We start from the raw sequence: 22,573 nt of genomic DNA, 5'->3' as shown, positions 1-22,573 counted from the left end.
TCGCCATCTGATGATCTCCAGATGAGTTGCAGAATTCGCCCTGAGTGATCCCAAACCCAATCCAATCACTAAGGGATTCTACGTATTACAATACGCAAAGTGGGCAGAAGTTCAAATACAAAGAGAAGAAAATATTACGCATCCTGTTGCAACAGCGCGGTTCCCAGCGCCGCTGCGTCATGCCCGTGCGGAATCCCGAATACGGGTACGTCCCTGAATCGATTAAGCTCTCCCGCAAACGCCGAGAGGTCATCTCCGGATGAAAATGGCTGTGAAATCGCCACCGCAGAAACCTTCAGGCCGCGCGCAGACAGCGCATACAACGCTGTCAACGTATGGCTGACCGAGCCCAGATACGCCGCCGTAATAAGAATGATTGGCAATTGCAAATCTGCCATCAGGTCAATCTGCAGTTTTTCATCCGTCAACGGAGACATCACGCCTCCCGCTCCCTCAACCAGATGGCAGTCCCCGCCGTCCGACAGGCGATCCCGGACAAATGCCAGTATCTCCGGATAGTCCTGGCGCACCCCCGCCTGCCGCATCGCCACATTCGGCGACAGCGGCGGCGCCAGCCGGTGCAGACAGATTTCGGCAACTGACGCGGGTGTCACAGCCCGCCCCATCGCCGTGAGCAGCCGTCCGGCGTCGGACTGTTCCAGCGCGTCCTCGGCAAAGCCACTCATCACCGGCTTTGTCGCCTGCGCGACATAACCCTGCGCCCGCCAGGCTGAAATCAGCCGGGCACTGACATATGTCTTGCCAATGTCGGTGCCGGTTGCCGTTACAAAGTAACTGCGCATGCCAGCTCCATGATCTCTTTCAGCGCCCCGGCAAAGGCGCGCACGTCCGCCTCCTCATGTCCGGCGGCAAACGTCACTCGCAGCCGCGCGGTGCCCGCCGGCACAGTCGGCGGCCTGATCGCCGTCACCAGATACCCGCGCTCCAGCAGAGCCGCGGAAACCCGCATCGCTTCTGCCTCCGGCCCGATGATGATTGGCACGATCACGCTGGAAGGCGCCGGCAGACCCAAAAGCTCGCAGAACAGCGCCGCATGTCTACTCGCTTTTGCCCCGCGCTCCGGCTCGGCCTCCATCACGTCCAGCGCCGCAATCGCCGCTGCCAGCACAGGCGGTGGCAGGCCGGTCGTATAGACAAAACTCCGCGCCCGGCTCGTCAGCAAATCCATCAGCGGCGCAGGCCCGCACACATAGCCGCCATACCCGCCGACCGCCTTCGACAGCGTCCCCATCTGGATCTGCGCCGGGTTATCCTGCTTCACGACGCCAAGCCCATGCGCGTCATCGGTCATCAGCCACGCCCCGGTGGCTTCGGCCAGCGCGCCCAGCTCAGATAATGGCGCCACATCCCCGTCCATCGAAAACACGGTCTCGGTCAGCAGCAGCACCTGTCCGGCCGCGTCCTTCACCAGGCGGGCGGCCTCGGCCACGTCATTATGCCGGAACAGGCGCACCTGCGCCCCGGAAAGCCGCGCCCCGCCATGCATGCACGCATGGGCCAGCTCATCCATGACGATGGTGTCCCCCTTGCCCACCAGCGCGGGGATCGTCCCCAGATTGGCCAGAAAGCCCGATCCGAACACCCGCGCGCCCTCGGTGCCCTTGAGGCGCGCCAGCCGGTCTTCGAGGGCGGCGTTGAGGGGGTGATTCCCGGTGATCAGCCGCGATCCCCCGCTTCCGGCGCCATAAAGCCGGGCCGCATCCGCCGCCGCTTGCGTGACGCGGGCGTCATGCGAGAGGGAAAGATAATCATTGTCGCAGAAGGAAATCACGTCCCGCCCGGCCCGCGCGGCCCGTCCGCCCGTCTCCCGCGCCGTTTCCACAAGGCTGCGGCGCTGTCCGGTCGCTTCCAGCTGGCTCAGTTTCTGCTCCGCAAAGGCTTTCAGCCGTTCAAAAGATGTCATCGGGCTTACAATCCTCTGGCCGTTGCGCCGCGCCTGTCCTAGGGGATGCACGCGGGGCATGCCAAGCGTCGAATGCCCGCAGCAACGGACCCTTTAGGAGCGCTGAACATGGCAGACCCGAAAGACTGGTTCACCGCGGGCCTGGAACACATCTGGCTGCCCTACGCCCAGATGCGCACCCTGCCCGCTCCGGTTGCCATCGCGCGCACCGAAGGCTCCCGGCTTTACCTCGCCGATGGCCGCGAGCTGGTAGACGGTGTCGGCAGCTGGTGGACCAGCATCCACGGCTATAACCGCCCCGAGCTTCTGGACGCCGCCCGCGACCAGATGGCGAAGATGCCCCACATCATGCTCGGCGGCCTCGCCCATGAACCGGCCTACCGGCTGGCCACGCGCCTCGCCGAAATCACCCCCGGCGATCTTTCCCGCGTCTTCTTCACCGAGTCCGGCTCGGTCGCCGTCGAAGTCGCGATGAAAATCGCCATCCAGTATTTCCGCAACACGGCCGGTGTCACGCGCACCAAATTCGTCTCCTTCCTCGGCGGCTATCATGGCGACACGCTGGCCACCATGTCGGTCTGCGATCCCGATGAAGGCATGCACCACATGTTCCGCGGCGCCCTGGCCGAACAATATGTCGTCGCCTTGCCCGAAACGCGCGACCAGATCCGCGCGCTGGAAACCCTTCTGTCTACGGACAAGAAAATCGCCGCCGTGATGATCGAGCCGCTGATCCAGGGCGCCGGCGGCATGCGCATGCACAGCCCCCAGGTCCTTAAGACGCTCCGCCGCCTCTGCGATCAGGCCGGCGTCCTCCTCATCTTCGATGAAATCTTTACCGGCTTTGGCCGCACCGGCGAAATGTTCGCCGCCGCCCGCGCCGGCGTCACGCCCGACATCATGTGCCTGGGCAAAGCCATCACCGGCGGCATCACCCCGCTCGCCGCGACGCTGGCCTCCTCGAAAGTCTACGCCGCCTTCCATTCGGAAAATCCGGATCACGCCCTGATGCACGGACCCACCTATACCGGCCACGCCCTCGCCTGCGCCGTCGCCAATGCGGGCCTCGATCTTTTTGCCGATGGCAGCCTCATCAAGCGCGTCAAGAAACTCGAAGCCAGCCTCACCAGCGCGCTCGCCCCGGCAAAGGATATGGATAGCGTCGTCGATGTCCGCGTCCTCGGCGCCGTCGCTGCCGTGGAACTGGCAGATCCCTTCCCCATCGAGGCAGCCCGCAAATGGTTCATCGATGAAGGCACCTTCATCCGCCCTCTCGGCCGCACGGTCTACCTCTCCCCCGCCTACGGCATCAGCGACGATGACCTGGCCCGGCTCACCGGCGCCATCCTGAAATTTGCAAAAACGGGAATATCCGACATCGGATAATCAGCGGCAGGGCGCCCCAGCCTCGGCCTCTTCATAATCCGCCAGAATCCAGGGCTGCATGTCTCCGGCTTTCATCGCCTCGACCGCAGGCCGCAGGAGCGCCAGCCCCGCCGCGCATTGCCCCTGATCGATCATCGCGATGCCCTTCAGCCCGGCCACGCGCTCGGCCCAGCCATCGCCTGGGCTGCCCGCTGCCAGCTTGGCCGCGTCCAGCGTATTCGCCAACGCCAGGGCTTCATCGGCCGCGCCCACATCCAGCTTCGCCATCGCCAGATAATACGCCATCACATGCACCGCCGGAGACTCCGGCCCCAGCTGCGCGCGAAACGTCTCCACCACCGGCACAAGGTTGGCAATCGCCCCCTCCGCGTCATCCATGAACCACTGGAACACCGCCTGATTTCCTATCGTCATCAGGCAGGTCAGATGGTCCTCCCCGTGCAGCGCGCACATCTTCTCGCGCACATCCGCCACCAGCGGCAACGCCGGCGCCCAGTTCCCCGATGTCGCATAAAGATTGGCCAGCGCGCTCTGCGCCTCCACCACCTGCGCCGCTTCTTCTCCGAACACATCCGTCAGCAGGCGGATGGACTCTATCAGAACCGGCTCAGCCTCATCATACTTGCCCGCATAAAACAGCGATGCCCCCAGAAACATGCTCGCCCGCGCCCGCGTCGCCTCGCTCACCCCCGCTTCAGCGTAGGAGGGCGCCTGCAACCCCGCCAGCAGGTCAATCGCGTCTTCATGCCGGCCCACGCGGCTGTAAATCTGGGAAAGGTCCATCTTCAGCCGATAGCCCGCCTCCACATCTTCAGGCATCGCCTCCGGCAGAAGCCGCACCGCCGCCTCCAGAAACGGCGCGGATTCCTCCATGTTCGCCTGCACGAGATAATACCGCCCGCGCGTCTGCGCCGCCGCAAAGGCCAGCTTCGCGTCGCCAGCGGTCTGCCCCATCGCCGCCTTGTCCGCCATGTCCAGCACCGCCCCGGCGTCCGCAATCCGGGACGCATTGGCCAGCGCTTCGGCCTGCAGATACCGCGCCAGCAATGTGCGCCGGTCGCTTTCCCCATACAGCCGCGCAAACAGGTCCGCCGCCCGCCCTTTCCGCTCGGCGGCCGCATCATATACCGCCAGGCTCGAATAGATCTCGCCCGCCGTCTGCTGGATCGAGGCTTCCGTAGCCGGATCATCTTCAAACCGCGCGCCAATATCCGCCGCCGCCTTGTCCAGCGCCGCGCGCACCGTCACATCCCCCGCCCCGCCCGGCCGGTAGGGGTCAGCATTCACCAGCAGGTCGCGCAGGAACCCGCCCGTCGCCTCGGCCCGCGCCGCCTGCGTCTCCGCCAGCCCCCGCGCGCCTTCCGCCTGCATGTACAGCCACACGCTCGCGCCAAACCCGATCACCAGCGCCGCAAAGGTCGCCGCCACCCAGGGCCGCCGCGTCTTCACCCGCTCCAGCTCCGCCCGCGCCGCCTCGGCGTCTGCCGCCAGCGCCTGCGCCCGCGCGCGATCTTCCCGCCGCACGTCCAGCGCCCTCAGCCGCGCCGCCAGCTCCCCGGCAGACGCAATCCGCTGCAACGGATCGCCATGCGTCGCCTCGGCAATATCCTCGCGCAACAGCGGATCATCGATGTCCGCGTCCCAACCCGTTGCCAGCGGCTTCTTCATGTCCCCGGCCAGGATCTGATACAGCATCACGCCCAGCGCATAGACATCACACCGCGCCGAAGGCGCCTGCCCGGAGATGATCTCGGGCGCGATATAAAGCGGCGTACCGAGGCTGGAACTGCCCGAGCCGCCTTCCTCAATCGTCATCCCCATCGGCGTGATGCCCAGGTCTTCCAGCCGCCCCAGCTCCACCAGCCCGCCCGCGCCAAAGTCGGTCACGCGCACCTGCCAGCCCCCGTCCCGGCACGGCGCCACCAGAAAGTTGGCCGGCTTCAGATCCTTGTGCAGCACCCCCGCCTCATGCGCGGCGCCCACCACATCAATCGCCTGCAACGCCAGCTCCAGCCGCGCCCCTTGCGACATCGCCGCCAGCCGCCCCTCGCCCTGCGACCATGCCAGCAGGTTCTCCCCGCCATACGCGCATTCCAGAAAGAACGGCGCCGTCTCGAAATTCCAGTCGATCACCCGCGCAATATCGTCCCGCTCGCCCAGGCTCTCGCGCAGCACCCGCGCCAGCGTCGCCTCCCGCTTCAGCGAGGCCAGCCGCGCGCCATCCGGGCTGAACTTGTAAACCCGCAGCTCCCCGGTCTTGTCATGCCGGGCCAGCCACACTTCGCTGCCCCTGGTTCCGGAAAGCTGTTCCTTCAGCATGAAATGGCTGCGCCCCGGCACGGGCTGCCCGGCGCGCAGGTCCAGCCGGTTGACCAGCGCCCGCCCCACCGCGATCCGCTCCACCGGCCCGGTAAAGCGGTAACCGATGCGCGCCTGGGTGCGGATGTGTTCGGCCAGCGCTTCGCCCAGCCCCTTGCGCAGCTTGGCCACGGCATTGGCCAGCACATTCTCGACCGTGATCCGCCCCTGCCAGACCGTGTCGAGCAGCTCCTCCTTCGTCACCACCTCCCCGGCATGGCGCAGCAGCAGGCTCAGCACCTCCAGCGGCCGGCGCTCCAGCTCCACAACCAGCCCGCCCACCTTCAGGTCAAACCGCGCCTCGTCAAACTCCGCCGCGCCAAAGCGATAACGGTAGAGGGCGGGTTCCTCGCTTTTGAAATCGTCCATTTTCAGCCCTGGGCTCTGACCCGACATCCCGCCAAAACCTTGAGCAAAATCAAAGGCTCACACAAGGCGTTAGAAATCCGTGATGTCTCCGTGAAGATTATTGCCCCCGCGCGCCTCACATTTCAAACGAATCTCAAGGTTCCCGGCCCGGCCAGACTCCGGGCGGTCGATTGAAAGGCATCCCAGTCATGAAATTCGGAAAATCCGGCCTCGCCCTGGCGGTCTCAACCGCCCTTCTCCTTGCCGCCTGCGGGGGCGGCGGCGAGGCTTCAGGCGACTATGACGAGAACGGGTATGATGGCGGCGGCGACCTCACCGCGCCGGCCGCCTCCGGCGATGCGCCCAAGCCGAAGAAAGCCAAATGCCCGGCCAAGATCAGCAAGGATCTCACCGGTCCCGACATTGCCGGCTTCAAGCTCGGCATGACCTTCGCCGAAGCCGAAAACGCCATCGCCTGCCAGATGCCCGACGGCCTCGTCACCTATGAGAACGCGTTCTTCAGCACCTACAGCCTCAACACCGGCACGATGCGCCTCGAAAAACAGATGATCACCGCCCAGACCGGCGAGAGCAGCGAATGCAGCTATGGCTCCTACGACGCGATGCAGAAGTGCGGCGCCGGTAATCGCCAATGGGATTTCATCGCCGAGAAGATCACCCTCGCCACCCCCGGCGTGCCGGGTAATCAGAAAGTCCACGGCATCTGGCGCACCCAGACCTGGAAAGAAGGCGAAATGCCCGCCAAGGACGCCGTCCTCGCCGCCCTCACCGAGAAATACGGGGCCCATCAGCGGTATGAAGGCCGCGACGCGAACTATTTCGGTTACGTCAACGAATACAACTGGGCCACCGACTCCGCCGGCAACGTCCTCTCCGAGGCCCACCCGCTGCTCAATCAATGCGCCGGCGGCGTGAATGGCCGGGGCGACGAATCCCAGTCCTGGACCAATGGCTGCGGCCTCTCCATCACCGCCATGGTGCGCACCTTCCGCTCAAACCCCGATGTCGTCGAAGAACTCAGCGTCGGCATGTTCGATCAGACCGCCCTCTACGAATATGGCGAGCAGTTCCAGAACGAGCTGAACGAGATCGAAAACCAGCGCCGCAATCAGGAGCTCGAGAAAGCGCAGAACACCAAGGTGGACCTCTGAAGATGACCCGATTGATCAGGCACCCGATCCGCTATCCGGCGCTGGCATTTCTTGCCGCCGCCATCTTCCTTGCAGGCTGTGGGGGCCCTGGTGCAGACGGCGGGGAGGCTGGCGCGCCCGGCCCCTCCGCCGTCCCCGCCGAAGCATCCAGCCCGGCCGCCGCGCCCACTCAGAAGGATACCGGCAAGCCCGCCAAAGACGACAAACAGAAGACCCCTGCCAAGGCCGCCGCCGCGCCCGCCGCCAGCCCGTTCGGCACAGCCGTCCTCGCCTATCCTGACGACTTCCAGATGACCCTCCTCGCCTACCGCCTGACCGACCGCGAGCCCCCGCTCGCCGAATGGGCCGGCGAGGAACGCGACGTGAAGTATGCCGACGAATTCAGCAAGGCCGCCAAGCTCGAAGCCGAAACCGCCCGGCTGGCAGACATCTACGCCTCCACCGAAGGCGCCGGCGTCCTGCAGGTCCGCCTCAGTTCCCAGCTCAGTCAGTATGACAGCGGCCGGGGCGGCTACTACCTCACCGCCTTCTCACCGGGCAATCAGGTCAATTTCGGCGGCAAGGAACAGGTCAGCCTCCAGCTCGACAACATGGCCAGCGCCTTCTTCTGGCCCGTCGACGCGGCCCGCGCCCAGGAAATCCTCGAACACTCCAGCCGCCGGGTCGACCTCGACACCAAAGTCCAGCTCACCGGCATCCAGCGCCGCAGCTCCGGCCTCGTGATCCAGGGCCAGATCGTCGAGTACGGCATCTACAGCACCCGCTACAATGACGAGCGCCAGTTCGAATTCGTCACCCTCAACTAACCCCTTCCAAGGCAGACCCCTGACCTTGCCCCGTGGACGCGCCCCTGGCCGCCCACGGGGATCAGCTGTCCCGTTTTGTCCAGATTTGTCCGAGAGTGTCCAAGTCTGTCACGCCCGTGGCTGGAAGTTTGCTGGAGCTTCGTTGGAGTTTTCCGCAAAAAACTCCAACGGCGCGTACTGACGGATAGCCACCCCACCCCAACCTTCCCCATAGCCATGGGGAAGGTTGGGGTGGGGTGGGGCACCTCTCAACGAAACACACCACCGGCCGCGCTCCCGCGCGTTCCGGCCGACCCCGCATCCCCAAACAAAAACCCCTCCGTCTCCGGAGGGGTCTCATCAGGTCAGTCGCCTTCGCCATGCTTTCGGGCCGCTTCCCGCAGCCGGGCGAATATGGCTGCCGGGTCTTCCGGCGCGGAGACTTCATCGGGCTCGGGATAATCATCGTCGATCAGCTCATCAACGGGATCGTCACCCACCTCTTCCAGCGCGGCGCTCTCTGCAACGCCCGACACGGCGGCCGCCCCGGCTGCTGCGGCCGCCGCGTCCCGCACCGGGCGGGCGGCAGCGCCGGAATATGCCACATCGGCTTCCTCGAACTCTTCCTCAACGGAGGAACGGAAATGCGCGATCACCGTCTCCCCGCCTGTCAGCGTCTGCCCGGCCCAGACATGCGTGCGAATATCAGCGGGCAGATAGACATCACACCAGCCGCCGAGCCGCCGCGTGCCAAAGCTGCGCCCCAGGCGCACCACGTCGCCATGATCGACGGCCAGTTCAATGCGGGGACCAAGCCCGCCCGTGGTCAGCACGACACCCGCCTGCTCGCCCTGGCTCTCGAAGGTGACGAATGCCCGCGTCAGCCCGTCTTCATCCGGTTTCAGGGCGAAAGGCTGGCGCGCCTCGCCCTGTTGCAGCGACACGATCTCCACCCCGCCGGCCATCGGCGCGTAAAGCTTGTTGGTAGAGACTGGCGACGACGCGATACGCACACGCACGAGGCTCTCGCCCTTCAGGCGCAACGCGGCCGGCGCGTCGCCATAGCCGACCGAAACCACCACCCCGTCGCATGGCGCCACGACGCCGTAAGCCAGATCCGGCGGTGTGCGCCGCGACCAGCGCCCGGCGGCCAGCGCAATCGCCATGGCGGCAAAGCCGATCCAGAACAGCGGCGCCCAGATCCAGCCCAGCAGCAGCGCGGCCAGAAAGGCGCCCGCTGCGGCGGCCACGGCTTCCCAGTCAAATCCCGCAATCATCCAGGGCAGCGACTGGCGGTCTGCTTCTTCGCTCATCGGCTTGCCTCCTCTAAAGGTCTGTTTCAGCTGAGAAGTTCAGCCGGTTCGGCGCGATGCGCCTGACGATGCCACATATCAGCATATTTGCCGCCTTTTGCCAGCAGCGCCTCATGGCCGCCCCGCTCCACGATGCGGCCGGCCTCCAGAACAATGATCTCATCAGCCGAGATTACCGTGGACAGGCGGTGGGCCACAACCAGCGTTGTGCGGCCCGCCGAGGCCTCTTCCAGCGCCTCCTGAACAGCCGCTTCCGTCGCGCTGTCGAGCGCGCTCGTCGCCTCGTCCAGCACCAGAATTGCCGGGTTGGCCAGGATCACACGGGCAATGCCCACGCGCTGCTTCTCGCCGCCCGAAAGCTTCAGGCCCCGTTCGCCAACACGGGTCTTCCAGCCATCCGGCAGGCTGTCGATGAACGGCAACAGCTGAGCCCGGCGCGCCGCCTCGCGCAGCTCCGCCTCGGTCGCCTCGGGGCGCGCATACGAGATGTTGGCGCCGAGTGTATCGTTGAACAGCACCACATCCTGCGGCACGAGGCCGAGGCTGGCCCGCAGCGACTCCTGCGTCAGATCCCGCACATCCTGCCCGTCAATCTGCACGCTGCCCGCCTCCACATCATAGAACCGGAACAGCAACTTCAGCAGCGTCGACTTGCCCGCGCCCGAGGTGCCCACAAATGCCACCTTCCGCCCCGGCGCGACCTCAAAGCTGACGCCCGAAACGCCGACCGCGCGGCCTTCATGGCTGAAGGCGACATTCTCGAACTTCACCCGGCCTTCCGGCCGCGTCAGCACCTTGGCGCCTGGCTTGTCCTGAACTTCCGGGGTCATGCCCATCAGGCCATGCAGCTTCTCAAGGTCCACCGCGCCCTGTTTGATCTCCCGCCAGGCCCAGCCAAGAATGTTCAGCGGCGCATAGAGCGACAGCAGCATCAGCATCACCGCCGTCAGATCGCCAATCTGCATGGTGCCCTGGATGACATTCCATGCCGACAGCACCATCACCGCGAGCAGGCCAAGGTTCATCACCAGCGCCTGCACCGTATTGAGCACATACATGCTACGGTTGGTGTCGACATAATGGCGGTTATATTCGCCCATGGCGTTGTCAAAACGGGCGGTTTCCCGCGTCTCGGCGGCGAAGGATTTGACCGTCTCGAAGTTGGTCAGAATGTCGACTGAGGTGGCGCGGAAATGCGTGTCGGCCTCATTCATTTTCCGGCGCTGGCGCACGCGCCATTCGGTGATGATCACTGTGGCGATGACATAAAGCGCAATGGTCGCCACGGCGATCAGCGACAGGCGGATGTCATAGGCGATGCCGAGCGCCACAGAGGCCAGGACCAGGCGCACAAGCGTCGGCCCGATATTGAAGGCGAGAAAGCGGATCAGATAGTCAATCGCGCTGGCGCCGCGCTCGATGATGCGGTTGAGCGCGCCGGTCCGCCGCGTCTGGTGGAAACCAAGCGAGAGGGCCAGCGAATGGCCAAATGCGTCGACACTGGCCACGCGCTGTGCGTCCTGGCTGACCGGCGAGAACAGCCAGTCGCGCACCTGCGGCATGGCGGCGGCCGCAAAGCGTAAGGCGAGGCCATATGTCAACCACAGCGCGGCGGTCGCAAAGTTGGCCGCCGCGCCGCCTTCGGGCACGGCCTGGTTGATCGCATGGCCCATCACCAGCGGCGAGATGACCTCAAGAATCGACGCCGCCAACGTGATGATGACGGCCAGCACCATCACCGGGCGCCATTTGGCCAGTTCCGGCCGCGCCAGCAGCGTCAGGATACGAAGGATCGATTTCCACAGGCCGCCATCGGCGCTGTCGATACGGTCATGATTTTCGGGCGCCTGAACGGCGGCATGGGGCGGGCTCATGCGTGCCATATGGCGCTGTTTGGGCCGAAGTGAAACCCGGCCGCGACGGAGCCCGCCTGCCCGGCCTGACAATCCGTCTGGCGAAGTCGCCTCCGGCACCTTATCAATTAGAGTAGAGAACGAGCTGAAAGACTGAAAAGAATGACAAAAATACGCTCAATCTGCGTTTACTGCGGGGCTTCGGATGCCGTTGATCCCCGCTACATCAAGCTGGCCGAAGCCCTTGGACGCGAACTCGCCAAGCGGGGCATTCGCCTTGTGTATGGCGGCGGCGGCGTGGGCCTGATGGGCGCCTGCGCGCGGGCGGCGCACGACGCTTCCGGTGAGGTGCTCGGCATCATGCCGCGCTTCCTGCTGCAGAAGGAACGCATCTACAAAGACGTCGAACACCGCATCGTCGACGACATGCACACCCGCAAGCAGATGATGTTTGATGAGGCCGATGCCTTCATCGTGTTGCCCGGCGGGATCGGGACGCTTGAAGAGGCTGTGGAAATCCTCTCCTGGGCACGCCTTGGCCTGCATGCGAAGCCGATGGCGTTTCTGGATGAGGACGGCTTCTGGTCGCCCTTCTTCGAGTTGCTGGAGCGGATCATCGAGGGCGGTTTCATCCCCGAGGAATTCCGCCAGGCGATGGTGCACAGCAAGACGTCCAGCGACGCGATCGAGGCGCTGCTCGACCGTGTGGTGGTGCTGGACATCTGAGGTTCAGCCGTGATGGCGCATGGCGGGATCGAGCCGTTCCAGCTCGGAATTCAGCCATTGGTGATGCTGCTCCAGCCGCGTGACGGCCTCCAGATCGGTCTCGTTGCGGCAGACGAGTTCTTCGCGCCAGGCTGACAGCACCCGCAGCTGTGAGCGCAGCCAGCAGAGCATCTGCGCGTCCTCGATTTGCATGCAGATCATGGGATATTCCTTCTGAACCTCATAGCTGGGGACCGGGCGCTTGCGGGAAACACATGCGAACGATTCTCAACACAGGTGTCGCAAAGACTTATCTCATTTGCAAGTCATTCTCATTCTTTCTGCGGATGAAATATTGTTCACCCTGAAATCGTGGCAGACCGCGCCGGTCCAGACACGGTCACAACGCGACAAAACCGGGACAGTCCCGGACAGGTTTGGACAAACGCGGACATTTCAGGACAAATCCGGACAATTGCGGTCACCCTGCGCCCTCGTCGGCCAGCGAGCGTCTTACCGAGAAAAAAACCCCACCTGCCCGAAGGCAGATGGGGCGGAGTTTTTCCCTACGCAGCAAGGAAAGGGATCAGACGACGTTCTCGAACTGGTTCATCGTGTTGTGCTCGCCGCTGGCTTTCAGGGCGCGCTCACCGGCAACCATTTCCTTGAACGTGTCGCCAAGGTCCGAGCCGACTTCGTGCTGGTGTTTGACAGCCGAAACGTTGTTGCGGATTTCCTGGCGCTGAATGGTTTTGACATAGGCGGCCATCTTGTCTTCCCCGAAATAGCCGCGAGAGAGCTGGTCGGTGGCGAAGGCCGTCATGTGGAAGGTCGGCAGCGTGATCAGGTTATGGAACACGCCGGCGCGGTCGGAGATGTCATACTGGAAGCGCTTGAGGCGCGCATCGGCTTCCTGGCCGAGTGGGGTGTCGTCAAACTTGGCCGACATCAGCTCTGCTTCCGGATACTCGCCCTCGGCAATCTTGCCTTCTGCGGCCCAGGCCTTGCGGACCTGTTTGCGCAGGTTGAGCGTCCAGTTGAACGACGGTGAGTTGTTGTAGGTGAGCTTCGCATCTGGAACTGCTTCCTTCACGCGGTTTACCAGGCCCGCGATGATGTCCACGTCTGGCGTGTCGGTTTCGATCCAGAGGAGGTCTGCGCCGCCGAGCGTCAGGTTGGCGATACAGTCTTCCACGACGCGGTCAGCGCCGGTGTTTTCCTGGAACTTGAAGAGGCCGTTGGCGAGGCGAACGGGTTTCACGAGGCGGCCGTTCTGCTGAAGCGCGAGATCGCCCTCTTTCAGCGGATTGGCGGGCGTGATTTCTTCGACTTCCAGCCATTTAGTGTATTCCGAGGCGAGATCGCCCGCATGCTGGGAGACCGGGACTTTCTGCGTCAGGCCAGCGCCAAGGCTGTCTGTGCGGGCGACGATGACGCCGTCATCCACGCCGAGTTCTTCAAAGGCCAGACGGCAGGCGCGCAGCTTCTCGATGAAGTCTTCGCGCGGCACGGTGACCTTGCCATCCTGGTGGCCGCACTGTTTTGCGTCCGACACCTGATTTTCGATCTGGATGCAGCAGGCGCCCGCCTTGATCAGCTCCTTGGCGAGCAGATAGGTGGCGTGCTCGTTGCCGAAGCCGGCATCGATGTCGGCGATGATCGGCACGACATGCGATTCGAACGTGTCGATACGCTGGATGATGGTTTCGATCACATCGGCCGGCGCGCCTTTTTCACGGGCAGCTTTCAGCTCACGGAAGAGATCGTTGAGGGCGACCTCATCAGCCTGGCGCAGGGAGACGTAGATTTCCTCGATCAGGTCTGCGACCGAAGTTTTCTCATGCATCGACTGGTCCGGCAGGTGGCCGAAACGGTTACGCAGGCCAGCGACCATCCAGCCGGAAAGGTACACATAGGTGCCCTTGGCGGTGCCCTTCATGCGCTTGACAGCCTTTATCATCTGCTGCGCATGGAAGCCCGACCAGCAGCCAAGCGACTGGGTGAACTTCGAGTGATCCTGGTCATAAGCGGCCATATCGGCGCGCATCACGACGGCCATCTCGCGGGCGATGTCGAGATGGGTGTTGTAGGTGTTCTGCATCTTCAGCTGGACGATGTCGTCCACTGTCACGCCGCCAGGCGCCTGGCCGGTGGGGTAACGTTTCTGGACCTGGGCGCGCAGCTCGGCATAGGTAGGGCGTTTGGACATGAGAGTATCTCCCTGGAGAAGGTTCTGATTAGTGTGTTGACGGATCATGCAAGGGTGCGCAGCGCTTCATAGGCGGGCAGCGTCAGGAAGTCGGCGAGCTCTTCTGAGGTCGCGGTGTGGGTGAAGATTTCGGCGGCCACATCATAGCGGCCGGCCTTGAAACCATTCTCGCCGAGGGCAGCGCGCACCTTGCCGAGTTCATCGGCCAGAATGTCGTTGAACCAGGCTTTGGTGAAGGTGCGGGCGGCGCCGTCTGCGGCGATGATTTGCGCGCCGTGATGTATCCACTGCCAGATCTGGCTGCGGGAGATTTCGGCGGTGGCGGCGTCTTCCATCAGATTGTGGATCGGCACGGCGCCGCGGCCATTGAGCCAGGCGGCGGTGTATTCGATGCCGACGGACACGTTCGTGCGCACACCGGCTTCTGTGATCTCACCGGTGTGGGGCTTCAGCAGGGCAGACTGATTGATAGGCGGGAAGCAACGCTGGCTGAGGACCTGATTGCCGAGCGCCATATGCTCGTTGAAAACTTCCAGCGCGACGGGCACGAGCGCGGGGTGGGCAACCCATGTGCCGTCATGGCCATTCTTCACTTCACGGAGCTTGTCGGCGCGCACCTTGGCGAAGGCGGCGTCATTGGCGGCCTCGTCATTCTTCACCGGGATCTGCGCGGCCATGCCGCCCATGGCGTGGGCGCGGCGGCGGTGGCAGGTCTTGATGAGGAGCAGCGAATAGGCGTTGAGGAAGGCGCGGTCCATGCCGACCTGCGCGCGGTCCGGCAGGACGAAGTCCGCATGATTCCGCAGCGTCTTGATATAGGAGAAGATGTAATCCCAGCGGCCGCAATTGAGACCGGCGATGTGACGGCGCAGTTCATAGAGGATCTCGTCCATCTCGAAGGCGGCTGGCAATGTCTCGATAAGGACGGTTGCCTTGATGGAGCCCGTCGGGATGCCGATTTCGCCTTGTGCGTATTCAAACACCTCGTCCCAAAGGCGGGCTTCCAGATGGCTCTCCATCTTGGGGAGGTAATAAAACGGGCCGATACCGGCCTCGAACAGCATCTTTCCATTGTGATAGAAGTGCAGGCCGAAATCGAAGAGGCTGGCGGAGATGGGCCGGCCATCGACGAAGATGTGGGCTTCTTCCATATGCCAGCCGCGCGGGCGCACGATCATGACCGCAACCTTGTCATTCAGCGCGTAGGATTTGCCCGAGCCCGCGTCGGTGTAGGCGAGCTTGCCGCGGGCAAAGTCCTGCATGTTGACCTGGCCGTCGATCATGTTGGCAAAGGTCGGCGAGGAGGCGTCTTCAAAGTCTGCCATGAACATCTTGGCGCCGGAGTTCAGCGCGTTGATCATCATCTTGCGGTCCACCGGGCCGGTGATCTCGACCGAGCGGTCCAGAAGGACGGACGGCACAGGATCAACTTCCCAATGGCCGTTCCGAATGGATTTCGTCTCGGGGAGAAAATCGGGCAGTTCACCGGCATCGAACCGCGCCTGGCGCTCTTTCCGCAGGCTGAGCAATTCGCGGCGGCGGGCGCCGAAGCGGCGCTCCAGCGCCTCAATGAACGCCAGCGCCTGGGGCGTCAGCACGCGCTCGACACCGGCGGCCTTGCCCTTCACTTCGATCTTCGCGCGGGTGGCGGAGGGGTGTTCAAGTGTGGCTGTGGTGGACATGGCCGGTTCTCCCTGGATGTCTTAATTCTTGACACAACCTTATTTACAACCCGGCATGAGAGCGAGTACCTTTCTGTTTCCATTGGGTTTTTATGTTTACCTTGTAACAACAACCCTGTGTCACTTGTAAGGTTTGTAAACTTCACCGGGGCTGGTCATGGCGGAACGCAAGGAAAAAACCCTTATCGGCCCGCGTGTTCGGCGGCTGCGGCGCACCCTCGGCATCACCCAGGCGCAGATGGCGGAGGACCTTGGCGTCTCGGCCAGCTACATCAACCTGATCGAGGCCAACCAGCGCCCGATCAGCGCCAACCTCCTGTTAACCCTGGCGCGAGTTTACGACTTTGACATTTCGGATGTGGGCGGCGCGGGGGATGCGCGGCTTGTTTCTGAACTGATGGAAGTGGTGCGCGACCCTGTTCTGGAAGCCGGGCCGGTCGGCAAGAATGATGTGGAGGACATGGTGAATGCCAGTCCCGACATCGCGCGGGCGTTTGTGCAGCTTTACGACAAGTATCGCGAGCTCGCCCTGCGGACCTATTCGGACAACAATCCGTTGACGGACCGCGAGAAAGTGGAGCTGCTGGAAGAATCCGCCCGCAGCGTGGAGTCCGTGCGGCAGATGTTGCAGGATCACCGGAATTATTTCCCCGAGCTTGACGAAGCGGCCGAAGCCTTCGGCGCAGAGCTCTCGACGCTGCATGAAGATCCGTATGCGGCGATGATCCAGCGGCTCAAAGGTCAGCATGGGCTGCGCGTGCGGGTCGTTCCCTATGACATCATGCCCAACACGCTGCGCTATTATGACCGGCACAAGCGGGGGATCGATCTGTCGGAACTGTTGCCGCAGTCGGGCCGCCGGTTTCAGCTCGCTTTCCAGCTGGGCATGCTGGAATATGGGGAGCTGATCAATTCCTATGTCCAGAAGGCGGGCTTTACCGACCGGGACGCGATTGGCCTGGCGCGCGTGAGCCTTGCTAACTATTTTGCCGCCGCCGTACTGATGCCTTACCACTCATTCCTGCGCGAGGCGGAGAAGACAAAGTATGACGTGCAGCTGCTGAGCCACCGGTTCAATACAAGTTTCGAGCAGACGGCGCACCGGCTGACAACACTGCAGAAGCCGGATGCACGAGGCATTCCATTCTTCTTCATGCGGATTGATACGGCCGGGAACGTGTCCAAACGCTTCAGCGCGGGCCGGTTTCACTTTTCCAAGTTTGGCGGCGCCTGCCCGCTCTGGAACATCCATGAGTGTTTTGAGGCGCCGGGGCGCATTCGCACCCAGATTATCCAGATGCCGGATGACACGACCTATTTCTCCATCGGCCGAACCATTACGCGCACGGATGGTTTTTACGACAAGCCGGGGCCAAAGCTTGCTATCGGTCTGGGCTGTGACATTGCCTATGCCAAACGCCTTGTCTACGCGGCCGATCACAATCTGGAAAAGGCCGAGCCGACGCCCATTGGCGTAAACTGTTATCTGTGCGAGCGGCAGAACTGCGCCTCCCGCGCGCACGCGCCGCTCAGCCGGAAACTGGTGTTCGACGAACGCGCGCGCGGAATTTCGCTCTATCGTTTTCAGGACGACTAGGGCCAACTCAGTCCGGCAGGACATCTCGCAGTACACGGACCAGCGACGTATCCATCATCGGCTTGCGCACGAGCGCGGCGAAGCCGGCACGCTGGGCGGTGACTTCCAGAGAGGGGAGCTCCCAGCCGGAAATCATGATGGCGGGGGCAGATATTCCGCGCTGGCGCAGCGCTTCGAGCAGGGCGAAGCCATCCATCCCTTCGAGTTTCAGATCAAGGACATAGCAGTCGAAATCACCGGGACTGAGCTGGCCCAGCAGGTCGTCGGCGCCGATAAAAGTGCTTACGACAAAACCCCGCGCGCCGAGCAGGACGCGCAGCGACTGGCGGACGGCCGGGCTGTCATCGACGACAGCAATGCGGCGCGGCGGATGAACTGGCAAAGGTTTTGCGATGGCGCTCAAGGGACACTCCGGCATTCCGGGAGGCTGCACCTTGCGCAGGAATCTCCTGGGCCGTCTGTAAGTAGAAGCCCCTAAAGCTGCTGATTATTCAAGGCCAATGCCTGCGGCGAAGGCAATACGAAGCACCGTGGACAGGTTGGATGCCCCCATCTTTTCCATCACATTAGCTCGATGAATTTCAACCGTGCGCGGAGAAATATCCAGCGAGATGGCGATTTCCTTGTTGGTCTGGCCATCGACCAGGCCATGAAGAACTTCTTTCTCGCGGGCGGTAAGATTTTCGATCAGGCCGCGCGCTTCATCGGCGAGCACGTCTTCCTTGCGGCGCGATTCCAGACGCTCGAACGCGCGGGTGAGCGCGTCGACCAGGGTCTGCTTTGCATAAGGCTTTTCGACAAAATCCACCGCGCCTGCTTTCATCGCACGGACGGCAACGGCGACATCGCCATGCCCCGTCAGGACGATGACCGGCATGGCCACGCCGCGTTCATTCAGCGCTTCCTGCACCTGCAGGCCGTCCATCTTCGGCATCTGGACATCCAGCAGGATGCAGCCTTTTTCGGCTTCGCCCGCCTGCTCCAGAAAGGCGACGCCATCGACATAGGTTTTCACGCGAAAGCCGGCATGGCGCAGCATGAAGCTCGCGGAGTGGCGGATGGCTTCGTCGTCATCGACGAGATGGATAAGGCGGTTGTCAGTCATGATCCTGATTTACCTGCATCTTTCCTCAGTGTGAACCGGAAACAGGTTCCCCCCTCTGGCGGCGTAATGGCGCGGATGACACCGCCATGCGCTTCCACGATGGTCTGACAGATGGAGAGGCCGAGGCCCATGCCCTGCGATTTGGTGGTGGCGAAGGGCTTGAAGATGTTCTCCCGCAGGTCGTCCGTCAGGCCAGGGCCGTTATCGCACACTTCGATGGCAACAAATCCCGGCTCCTCCGCAGAATAGACGCGCACCATGATGCGAGCGTCCTGCGTGTTGGGGAGGGCGTCCATGGCGTTGCGGATCAGGTTTATGACGACCTGCTGGATCTGAATGGGGTCGCCCATGACATGATCGGTGGCCTCCTCCTGATCGAGCTTGATCGGGATGTCGGCAAGGTCACGCGAGAGTTTGGACAGGGCGATGGCGTCGGCAAGGAGTGGGCCGAGGCCGAGCGGGCGGGCGTCCACCTCCCCACGGGAGACATAGGAGCGCAGCTTGCGGACGATTTCGCCCGCGCGCACGGCCTGACGGGCTGCTTCGGTCAGCGCCTCGCGCAGAACGTCTTTCATCTCCGGGTCGGGCGAATCGAGCAGGTCGCGGCTGGCTTCCAGGTAATTTGCCACCGCCGTCAGCGGCTGGTTGAGCTCATGGGCGAGCGCTGACGCCATCGTGCCCACCGCGCTGAGGCGGGAGAAGTGGACCAGCTCTGACTGCATTTCCTGCATGCGCAGCTCGGAGCGCTGCTGCTCTGTCAGGTCACGGATGAAGGCGGTGAAGAGAAAATGATCACCGATGCGCGCTTCGCCGATCTTGAGGTCGATGGGAAACTGCGTACCATCTGCGCGTGAGGCAATGACAACGCGGCCCTTGCCGATGATCTGGCGCTCGCCGGTGCGCAGATAGTTGCCGATATAGTTGTCGTGGTTCACCTTGTCGCGGCCGGCCATCAACATGTTGACCGGCTGGCCAATGACTTCCTCTGCGGTGAACCCGAACAATGCCTCGGCCGCCCGGCTGAAGGCCATGACCTTTCCGGACTCGTCAATGACGACCATGCCATCGGGCACCGAGGCCAGGATCGAGGCGAGATGAAGCTGAAGGGTCGCCCCGTCGAGGAGGTTCACGGGCGGCTGAGTCGATTTCGGCGTGTCGCTCATACGTCAAGGTCCATCCGGTAAGGCGTTATCCCTGCCCTCAGCTGCGCTGCGGCGCAAGGCGTTCGCCTTATTTTCAACGGCGGCGCAGCGGCGTCAGGTGTGGGCGGGCTGCCTGCCAGAGGGCGTAGGCAAGCATCGCGACACCCGCTGCCATCGCGTAGCAGCCCCAGCAATGCATCGCCGCGAGCGCCATGATTTCGTTGGCCTCTGCGCCCGGCGCCGGCATTGGCGCGCCGCCGCCGCAGCGCATGGCGAGATAATCCTGAAGCGTTGCCTGACGGCCCATTTCGGCAAGGTGGTCATTGAATTTGACCGCGCCGGTTGCGGTCAGGGCTGTGCCCAGAGCTGCCATCTTCCACATTGGCTCTCTCCTTTTCCTGTCATCCCCGATTACCCCCGGTGCGACAGGCAGGCCCATCCGTACTTCCCCTTATACAGTTCGCCCCGCCCCTCCGGCAGTTACGCACCAGTATCGATCTCTACGATTCAGCACTGGAGGGGCATTCCCAATGAATACACGCGCTGAGATATCCAGAGGGGCAGGACCAGGCTTCAGCATAGGCACAGTCAGTGCGCTGACCGGTCTTGTTGCGCTGGGCGTCCTCGTCATCGCCGGCAACGCTGCCGATCCGATGATGGCCGCCCATGCCTGGATCTTCTTCTTCCTCACCGTCGCCGGCTTGCTGATTACCGGCCTCTGGGCCGGCAGCCTGAACGGGCGCGACCCATTCGATGGCGCCTTCTACGAAGACACCATCGTCAAGTATGGCGTGTGGGCTTCGGTATTCTGGGGCATTGCCGGCTTCCTGGTCGGTGTCATAATCGCCTCCCAGCTCGCCTTTCCAAACGTCTTCTATTTTCCCGACCTGGGCTGGACAAACTTCGGACGCCTGCGCCCGCTGCACACGTCGGCGGTGATCTTTGCATTCGGTGGCAACGTCCTGATCGCGACAAGCTTCTATGTCGTTCAGCGCACATGCCGCACACGGCTGGCGGGCGGAATGTGGCCCTGGTTCGTATTCTGGGGCTACAACCTGTTCATCGTCGTGGCCGGCACGGGCTACCTGTTGGGTGTTACCCAATCGAAAGAGTATGCCGAGCCGGAATGGTACGCTGACCTTTGGCTGACAATCGTCTGGGTCGCCTATCTGTTCGTTTTCCTCGGCACACTGTGGAAACGCAAGGAACGCCACATCTATGTGGCCAACTGGTTCTACCTCGCCTTCATCGTCACCATTGCGATGCTGCACATCATCAACAATCTCGCCGTTCCGGTGAGCCCGGCGGGATCGAAGAGCTATATTCTGTTCTCCGGAGTTCAGGATGCGCTGATTCAGTGGTGGTACGGCCACAACGCGGTCGCGTTCTTCCTGACCGTGCCCTTCCTGGCCATCATGTACTACTTCATCCCGAAGCTGGTGAACCGGCCGATCTATTCCTATCGCCTGTCGATCGTTCACTTCTGGTCGCTGATCTTCATCTATATCTGGGCCGGCCCGCACCACCTTCACTATACGGCCCTGCCGCAATGGGCGCAGACGCTGGGGATGACCTTCTCGGTGATGCTCTGGATGCCGAGCTGGGGCGGCATGATCAACGGGGTCATGACGCTGTCGGGCGCCTGGGACAAGCTGCGCACCGATCCCATCGTCCGTATGCTGGTTGTTGCGCTTGCCTTCTACGGCATGGCCACTTTTGAAGGTCCATTGATGAGCGTTCGCGCGGTCAATTCCCTGTCGCACTATTCCGAGTGGGGCATTGCGCACGTCCATTCCGGCTCGATGGGCTGGGTCGGCTTCATCAGCTTCGGCGCCCTCTACTGCCTCGTTCCGTGGCTGTGGAAACGCAAGGCGCTCTACTCCAAGGCCCTTGTGGAATGGCACTTCTGGCTCGCGACGCTTGGCATCCTCTTCTACATCGTGGCGATGTATGTGGCGGGCATCACTGAAGGCCTGATGTGGCGTGCCTATAACGAGTTCGGCTTCCTCGAATACTCGTTCATCGAAACGGTGAAGGCCAAACACATCATGTACATCATCCGGGTTGCCGGGGGCGGACTGTTCCTGCTCGGCGCAATCCTGATGGCATACAACCTCGTGCGGACAGCCCTTGGCCACGGGGCGGCGCGCGACCTTGCCAGCCCCGACACGCCAAAACCCCAAACCCCTGCCCTTCAGCCGGCTGAATAAGGAGCGTTGCCATGGATATTCTGGGCAAACACGGAAAGCTTGAGCGCAACTCCCTTGTGCTGACGGTAGGCATCCTGATCGCGGTCGCCATTGGCGGCATCGTGGAAATCGCCCCGCTCTTCTACATGGAAAACACCATTGAGAAGGTGCAGGGTATGCGCCCCTACACGCCCCTCGAACTGAAGGGGAAGAACATTTATGTGCGCGAAGGGTGCTACACCTGCCACTCACAGATGGTCCGCCCCCTGCGCGATGAAGTGGAGCGCTATGGCCACTATTCTCTGGCCGCCGAAAGCATGTACGACCACCCGCACCAATGGGGATCAAAACGGACAGGGCCAGACCTTGCCCGCGTCGGCGGCAAGTATTCGGACGAGTGGCACCTTGACCACCTGAAGAGCCCGCAATCGGTGGTGCCGGACTCGATCATGCCGCCCTATGCCTTCCTGGCGGAGAAAAAACTGAAATTCGACGATATAGACGCCCACCTCAAAGCGCTGCGCGCCACGGGTGTTCCCTATACCGACGACATGATTGCCAATGCGAAGGCCGACCTTGTGGCGCAGGCTTCGCCGAATGCGGACTTCGACGCGGAGGACGCGCTTGTCGCCCGCTACACCGAAGCGGCGGGACGCGAAGGCACCGTGCGCATCTCCGACTTCGACCACAACCCTCGCGAGATCACCGAGATGGACGCGCTCATCGCCTATCTCCAGATGACTGGCACATTGGTGGATTTCTCCACCTATGAGGCCGATGACCTGAGCAACCGTCGCTAGGAGAC

Annotated in this window: 19 protein-coding genes; 7 read left to right on the top strand and 12 right to left on the bottom strand. The window is 62.8% G+C overall.

Going from position 1 to position 22,573, the window contains the following annotated elements; genetic code table 11:
* Nucleotides 1-134: 134 nt before the first annotated feature.
* Together bioD and HNE_RS06195 are read right to left on the bottom strand one after the other, a co-directional pair.
* Entirely contained in the window at nucleotides 135-803 is a 669-nt protein-coding gene (bioD, locus tag HNE_RS06200) for a dethiobiotin synthase (protein ID WP_011646267.1), read from the bottom strand.
* A complete protein-coding gene (locus HNE_RS06195) occupies nucleotides 785-1,924 on the bottom strand; it encodes an aminotransferase class I/II-fold pyridoxal phosphate-dependent enzyme (RefSeq protein WP_011646266.1) in 1,140 nt (379 codons plus the stop codon). Before HNE_RS06195 ends, bioD begins: the two co-directional genes overlap by 19 nt.
* Before the next feature lie 108 nt (nucleotides 1,925-2,032).
* Here HNE_RS06195 and HNE_RS06190 point away from each other — a divergent pair, with 108 nt between their 5' ends.
* Entirely contained in the window at nucleotides 2,033-3,310 is a 1,278-nt protein-coding gene (locus HNE_RS06190; protein ID WP_011646265.1) for an adenosylmethionine--8-amino-7-oxononanoate transaminase, read from the top strand.
* Here the strand turns inward: HNE_RS06190 and HNE_RS06185 are convergent, their stop codons facing one another.
* Nucleotides 3,311-6,037 carry a protein kinase domain-containing protein gene (locus tag HNE_RS06185; protein ID WP_049755037.1) on the bottom strand — a complete coding sequence of 909 codons (2,727 nt, stop codon included), beginning with the start codon at nucleotides 6,035-6,037 and terminating at the stop codon, nucleotides 3,311-3,313.
* A 188-nt stretch (nucleotides 6,038-6,225) separates the two neighbouring features.
* Here HNE_RS06185 and HNE_RS17855 point away from each other — a divergent pair, with 188 nt between their 5' ends.
* Nucleotides 6,226-7,188, top strand: a complete 963-nt coding sequence (locus HNE_RS17855) for a hypothetical protein (RefSeq protein ID WP_011646263.1) — start codon at nucleotides 6,226-6,228, stop codon at nucleotides 7,186-7,188.
* Between the two features lie 2 nt (nucleotides 7,189-7,190).
* Nucleotides 7,191-7,994 carry a hypothetical protein gene (locus tag HNE_RS17850; protein WP_011646262.1) on the top strand — a complete coding sequence of 268 codons (804 nt, stop codon included), beginning with the start codon at nucleotides 7,191-7,193 and terminating at the stop codon, nucleotides 7,992-7,994.
* A 344-nt stretch (nucleotides 7,995-8,338) separates the two neighbouring features.
* Here the strand turns inward: HNE_RS17850 and HNE_RS17845 are convergent, their stop codons facing one another.
* Nucleotides 8,339-9,286 carry a phosphatidylserine decarboxylase gene (locus tag HNE_RS17845; protein WP_011646261.1) on the bottom strand — a complete coding sequence of 316 codons (948 nt, stop codon included), beginning with the start codon at nucleotides 9,284-9,286 and terminating at the stop codon, nucleotides 8,339-8,341.
* A gap of 26 nt (nucleotides 9,287-9,312) precedes the next feature.
* Complete coding sequence (locus HNE_RS06160; protein WP_148205820.1) at nucleotides 9,313-11,160, bottom strand: ABCB family ABC transporter ATP-binding protein/permease; 1,848 nt, start codon at nucleotides 11,158-11,160, stop codon at nucleotides 9,313-9,315.
* A 141-nt stretch (nucleotides 11,161-11,301) separates the two neighbouring features.
* Here HNE_RS06160 and HNE_RS06155 point away from each other — a divergent pair, with 141 nt between their 5' ends.
* Entirely contained in the window at nucleotides 11,302-11,865 is a 564-nt protein-coding gene (locus HNE_RS06155; protein WP_011646259.1) for a TIGR00730 family Rossman fold protein, read from the top strand.
* Nucleotides 11,866-11,868: 3 nt separating this feature from the next.
* Here the strand turns inward: HNE_RS06155 and HNE_RS06150 are convergent, their stop codons facing one another.
* The 3 genes from HNE_RS06150 to aceB form a co-directional block, all read right to left on the bottom strand.
* A complete protein-coding gene (locus HNE_RS06150; RefSeq protein WP_011646258.1) occupies nucleotides 11,869-12,066 on the bottom strand; it encodes a hypothetical protein in 198 nt (65 codons plus the stop codon).
* 364 nt (nucleotides 12,067-12,430) lie between these two features.
* The gene (locus tag HNE_RS06145; protein ID WP_011646257.1) at nucleotides 12,431-14,053 is read right to left on the bottom strand and encodes an isocitrate lyase; all 1,623 of its coding nucleotides are present in this window, start codon (nucleotides 14,051-14,053) and stop codon (nucleotides 12,431-12,433) included.
* 44 nt (nucleotides 14,054-14,097) lie between these two features.
* Complete coding sequence (gene aceB, locus HNE_RS06140; RefSeq protein ID WP_011646256.1) at nucleotides 14,098-15,735, bottom strand: malate synthase A; 1,638 nt, start codon at nucleotides 15,733-15,735, stop codon at nucleotides 14,098-14,100.
* Nucleotides 15,736-15,892: 157 nt separating this feature from the next.
* Between aceB and HNE_RS06135 the strand changes: the two genes are divergently transcribed.
* Nucleotides 15,893-17,332 (top strand): helix-turn-helix domain-containing protein, encoded by a 1,440-nt coding sequence (locus HNE_RS06135; protein ID WP_011646255.1) that lies wholly within the window; start codon nucleotides 15,893-15,895, stop codon nucleotides 17,330-17,332.
* Between the two features lie 7 nt (nucleotides 17,333-17,339).
* Here HNE_RS06135 and HNE_RS06130 read toward each other — a convergent pair whose 3' ends face one another.
* The 4 genes from HNE_RS06130 to HNE_RS06115 all read right to left on the bottom strand — a co-directional run bounded on the left by HNE_RS06130 (nucleotide 17,340) and on the right by HNE_RS06115 (nucleotide 19,961).
* Entirely contained in the window at nucleotides 17,340-17,735 is a 396-nt protein-coding gene (locus HNE_RS06130; RefSeq protein ID WP_160162607.1) for a response regulator, read from the bottom strand.
* 84 nt (nucleotides 17,736-17,819) lie between these two features.
* Nucleotides 17,820-18,437 (bottom strand): response regulator transcription factor, encoded by a 618-nt coding sequence (locus tag HNE_RS06125; RefSeq protein ID WP_011646253.1) that lies wholly within the window; start codon nucleotides 18,435-18,437, stop codon nucleotides 17,820-17,822.
* Nucleotides 18,434-19,600, bottom strand: a complete 1,167-nt coding sequence (locus tag HNE_RS06120; RefSeq protein WP_011646252.1) for a PAS domain-containing sensor histidine kinase — start codon at nucleotides 19,598-19,600, stop codon at nucleotides 18,434-18,436. Before HNE_RS06120 ends, HNE_RS06125 begins: the two co-directional genes overlap by 4 nt.
* A 73-nt stretch (nucleotides 19,601-19,673) precedes the next feature.
* Entirely contained in the window at nucleotides 19,674-19,961 is a 288-nt protein-coding gene (locus HNE_RS06115; protein ID WP_011646251.1) for a hypothetical protein, read from the bottom strand.
* Nucleotides 19,962-20,109: 148 nt separating this feature from the next.
* On the opposite strand from HNE_RS06115, the gene ccoN reads away from it, so the two are divergent.
* A complete protein-coding gene (gene ccoN / locus HNE_RS06110; protein ID WP_011646250.1) occupies nucleotides 20,110-21,789 on the top strand; it encodes a cytochrome-c oxidase, cbb3-type subunit I in 1,680 nt (559 codons plus the stop codon).
* An 11-nt stretch (nucleotides 21,790-21,800) separates the two neighbouring features.
* Nucleotides 21,801-22,568, top strand: coding sequence for a cytochrome-c oxidase, cbb3-type subunit II (gene ccoO / locus HNE_RS06105; protein ID WP_011646249.1), 768 nt, complete (start codon nucleotides 21,801-21,803; stop codon nucleotides 22,566-22,568).
* Nucleotides 22,569-22,573 lie beyond the last annotated feature (5 nt).

The sequence above is a fragment of the Hyphomonas neptunium ATCC 15444 genome, assembly GCF_000013025.1.
In the GTDB taxonomy this organism is placed as follows: Bacteria; Pseudomonadota; Alphaproteobacteria; order Caulobacterales; family Hyphomonadaceae; genus Hyphomonas; species Hyphomonas neptunia.
Note: the sequence above shows the minus strand (reverse complement) of the source record. Positions and strands in the feature narration are given on the sequence as shown.

What these genes read in the sequence shown, in the direction of transcription:
- bioD (WP_011646267.1), bottom strand. Translation starts at nt 803, where the DNA reads ATGCGCAGTTACTTTGTAACGGCAACCGGCACCGACATTGGCAAGACA.
- HNE_RS06195 (WP_011646266.1), bottom strand. Translation starts at nt 1,924, where the DNA reads ATGACATCTTTTGAACGGCTGAAAGCCTTTGCGGAGCAGAAACTGAGC.
- HNE_RS06190 (WP_011646265.1), top strand. Translation starts at nt 2,033, where the DNA reads ATGGCAGACCCGAAAGACTGGTTCACCGCGGGCCTGGAACACATCTGG.
- HNE_RS06185 (WP_049755037.1), bottom strand. Translation starts at nt 6,037, where the DNA reads ATGGACGATTTCAAAAGCGAGGAACCCGCCCTCTACCGTTATCGCTTT.
- HNE_RS17855 (WP_011646263.1), top strand. Translation starts at nt 6,226, where the DNA reads ATGAAATTCGGAAAATCCGGCCTCGCCCTGGCGGTCTCAACCGCCCTT.
- HNE_RS17850 (WP_011646262.1), top strand. Translation starts at nt 7,191, where the DNA reads ATGACCCGATTGATCAGGCACCCGATCCGCTATCCGGCGCTGGCATTT.
- HNE_RS17845 (WP_011646261.1), bottom strand. Translation starts at nt 9,286, where the DNA reads ATGAGCGAAGAAGCAGACCGCCAGTCGCTGCCCTGGATGATTGCGGGA.
- HNE_RS06160 (WP_148205820.1), bottom strand. Translation starts at nt 11,160, where the DNA reads ATGAGCCCGCCCCATGCCGCCGTTCAGGCGCCCGAAAATCATGACCGT.
- HNE_RS06155 (WP_011646259.1), top strand. Translation starts at nt 11,302, where the DNA reads ATGACAAAAATACGCTCAATCTGCGTTTACTGCGGGGCTTCGGATGCC.
- HNE_RS06150 (WP_011646258.1), bottom strand. Translation starts at nt 12,066, where the DNA reads ATGATCTGCATGCAAATCGAGGACGCGCAGATGCTCTGCTGGCTGCGC.
- HNE_RS06145 (WP_011646257.1), bottom strand. Translation starts at nt 14,053, where the DNA reads ATGTCCAAACGCCCTACCTATGCCGAGCTGCGCGCCCAGGTCCAGAAA.
- aceB (WP_011646256.1), bottom strand. Translation starts at nt 15,735, where the DNA reads ATGTCCACCACAGCCACACTTGAACACCCCTCCGCCACCCGCGCGAAG.
- HNE_RS06135 (WP_011646255.1), top strand. Translation starts at nt 15,893, where the DNA reads ATGGCGGAACGCAAGGAAAAAACCCTTATCGGCCCGCGTGTTCGGCGG.
- HNE_RS06125 (WP_011646253.1), bottom strand. Translation starts at nt 18,437, where the DNA reads ATGACTGACAACCGCCTTATCCATCTCGTCGATGACGACGAAGCCATC.
- HNE_RS06120 (WP_011646252.1), bottom strand. Translation starts at nt 19,600, where the DNA reads ATGAGCGACACGCCGAAATCGACTCAGCCGCCCGTGAACCTCCTCGAC.
- HNE_RS06115 (WP_011646251.1), bottom strand. Translation starts at nt 19,961, where the DNA reads ATGTGGAAGATGGCAGCTCTGGGCACAGCCCTGACCGCAACCGGCGCG.
- ccoN (WP_011646250.1), top strand. Translation starts at nt 20,110, where the DNA reads ATGAATACACGCGCTGAGATATCCAGAGGGGCAGGACCAGGCTTCAGC.
- ccoO (WP_011646249.1), top strand. Translation starts at nt 21,801, where the DNA reads ATGGATATTCTGGGCAAACACGGAAAGCTTGAGCGCAACTCCCTTGTG.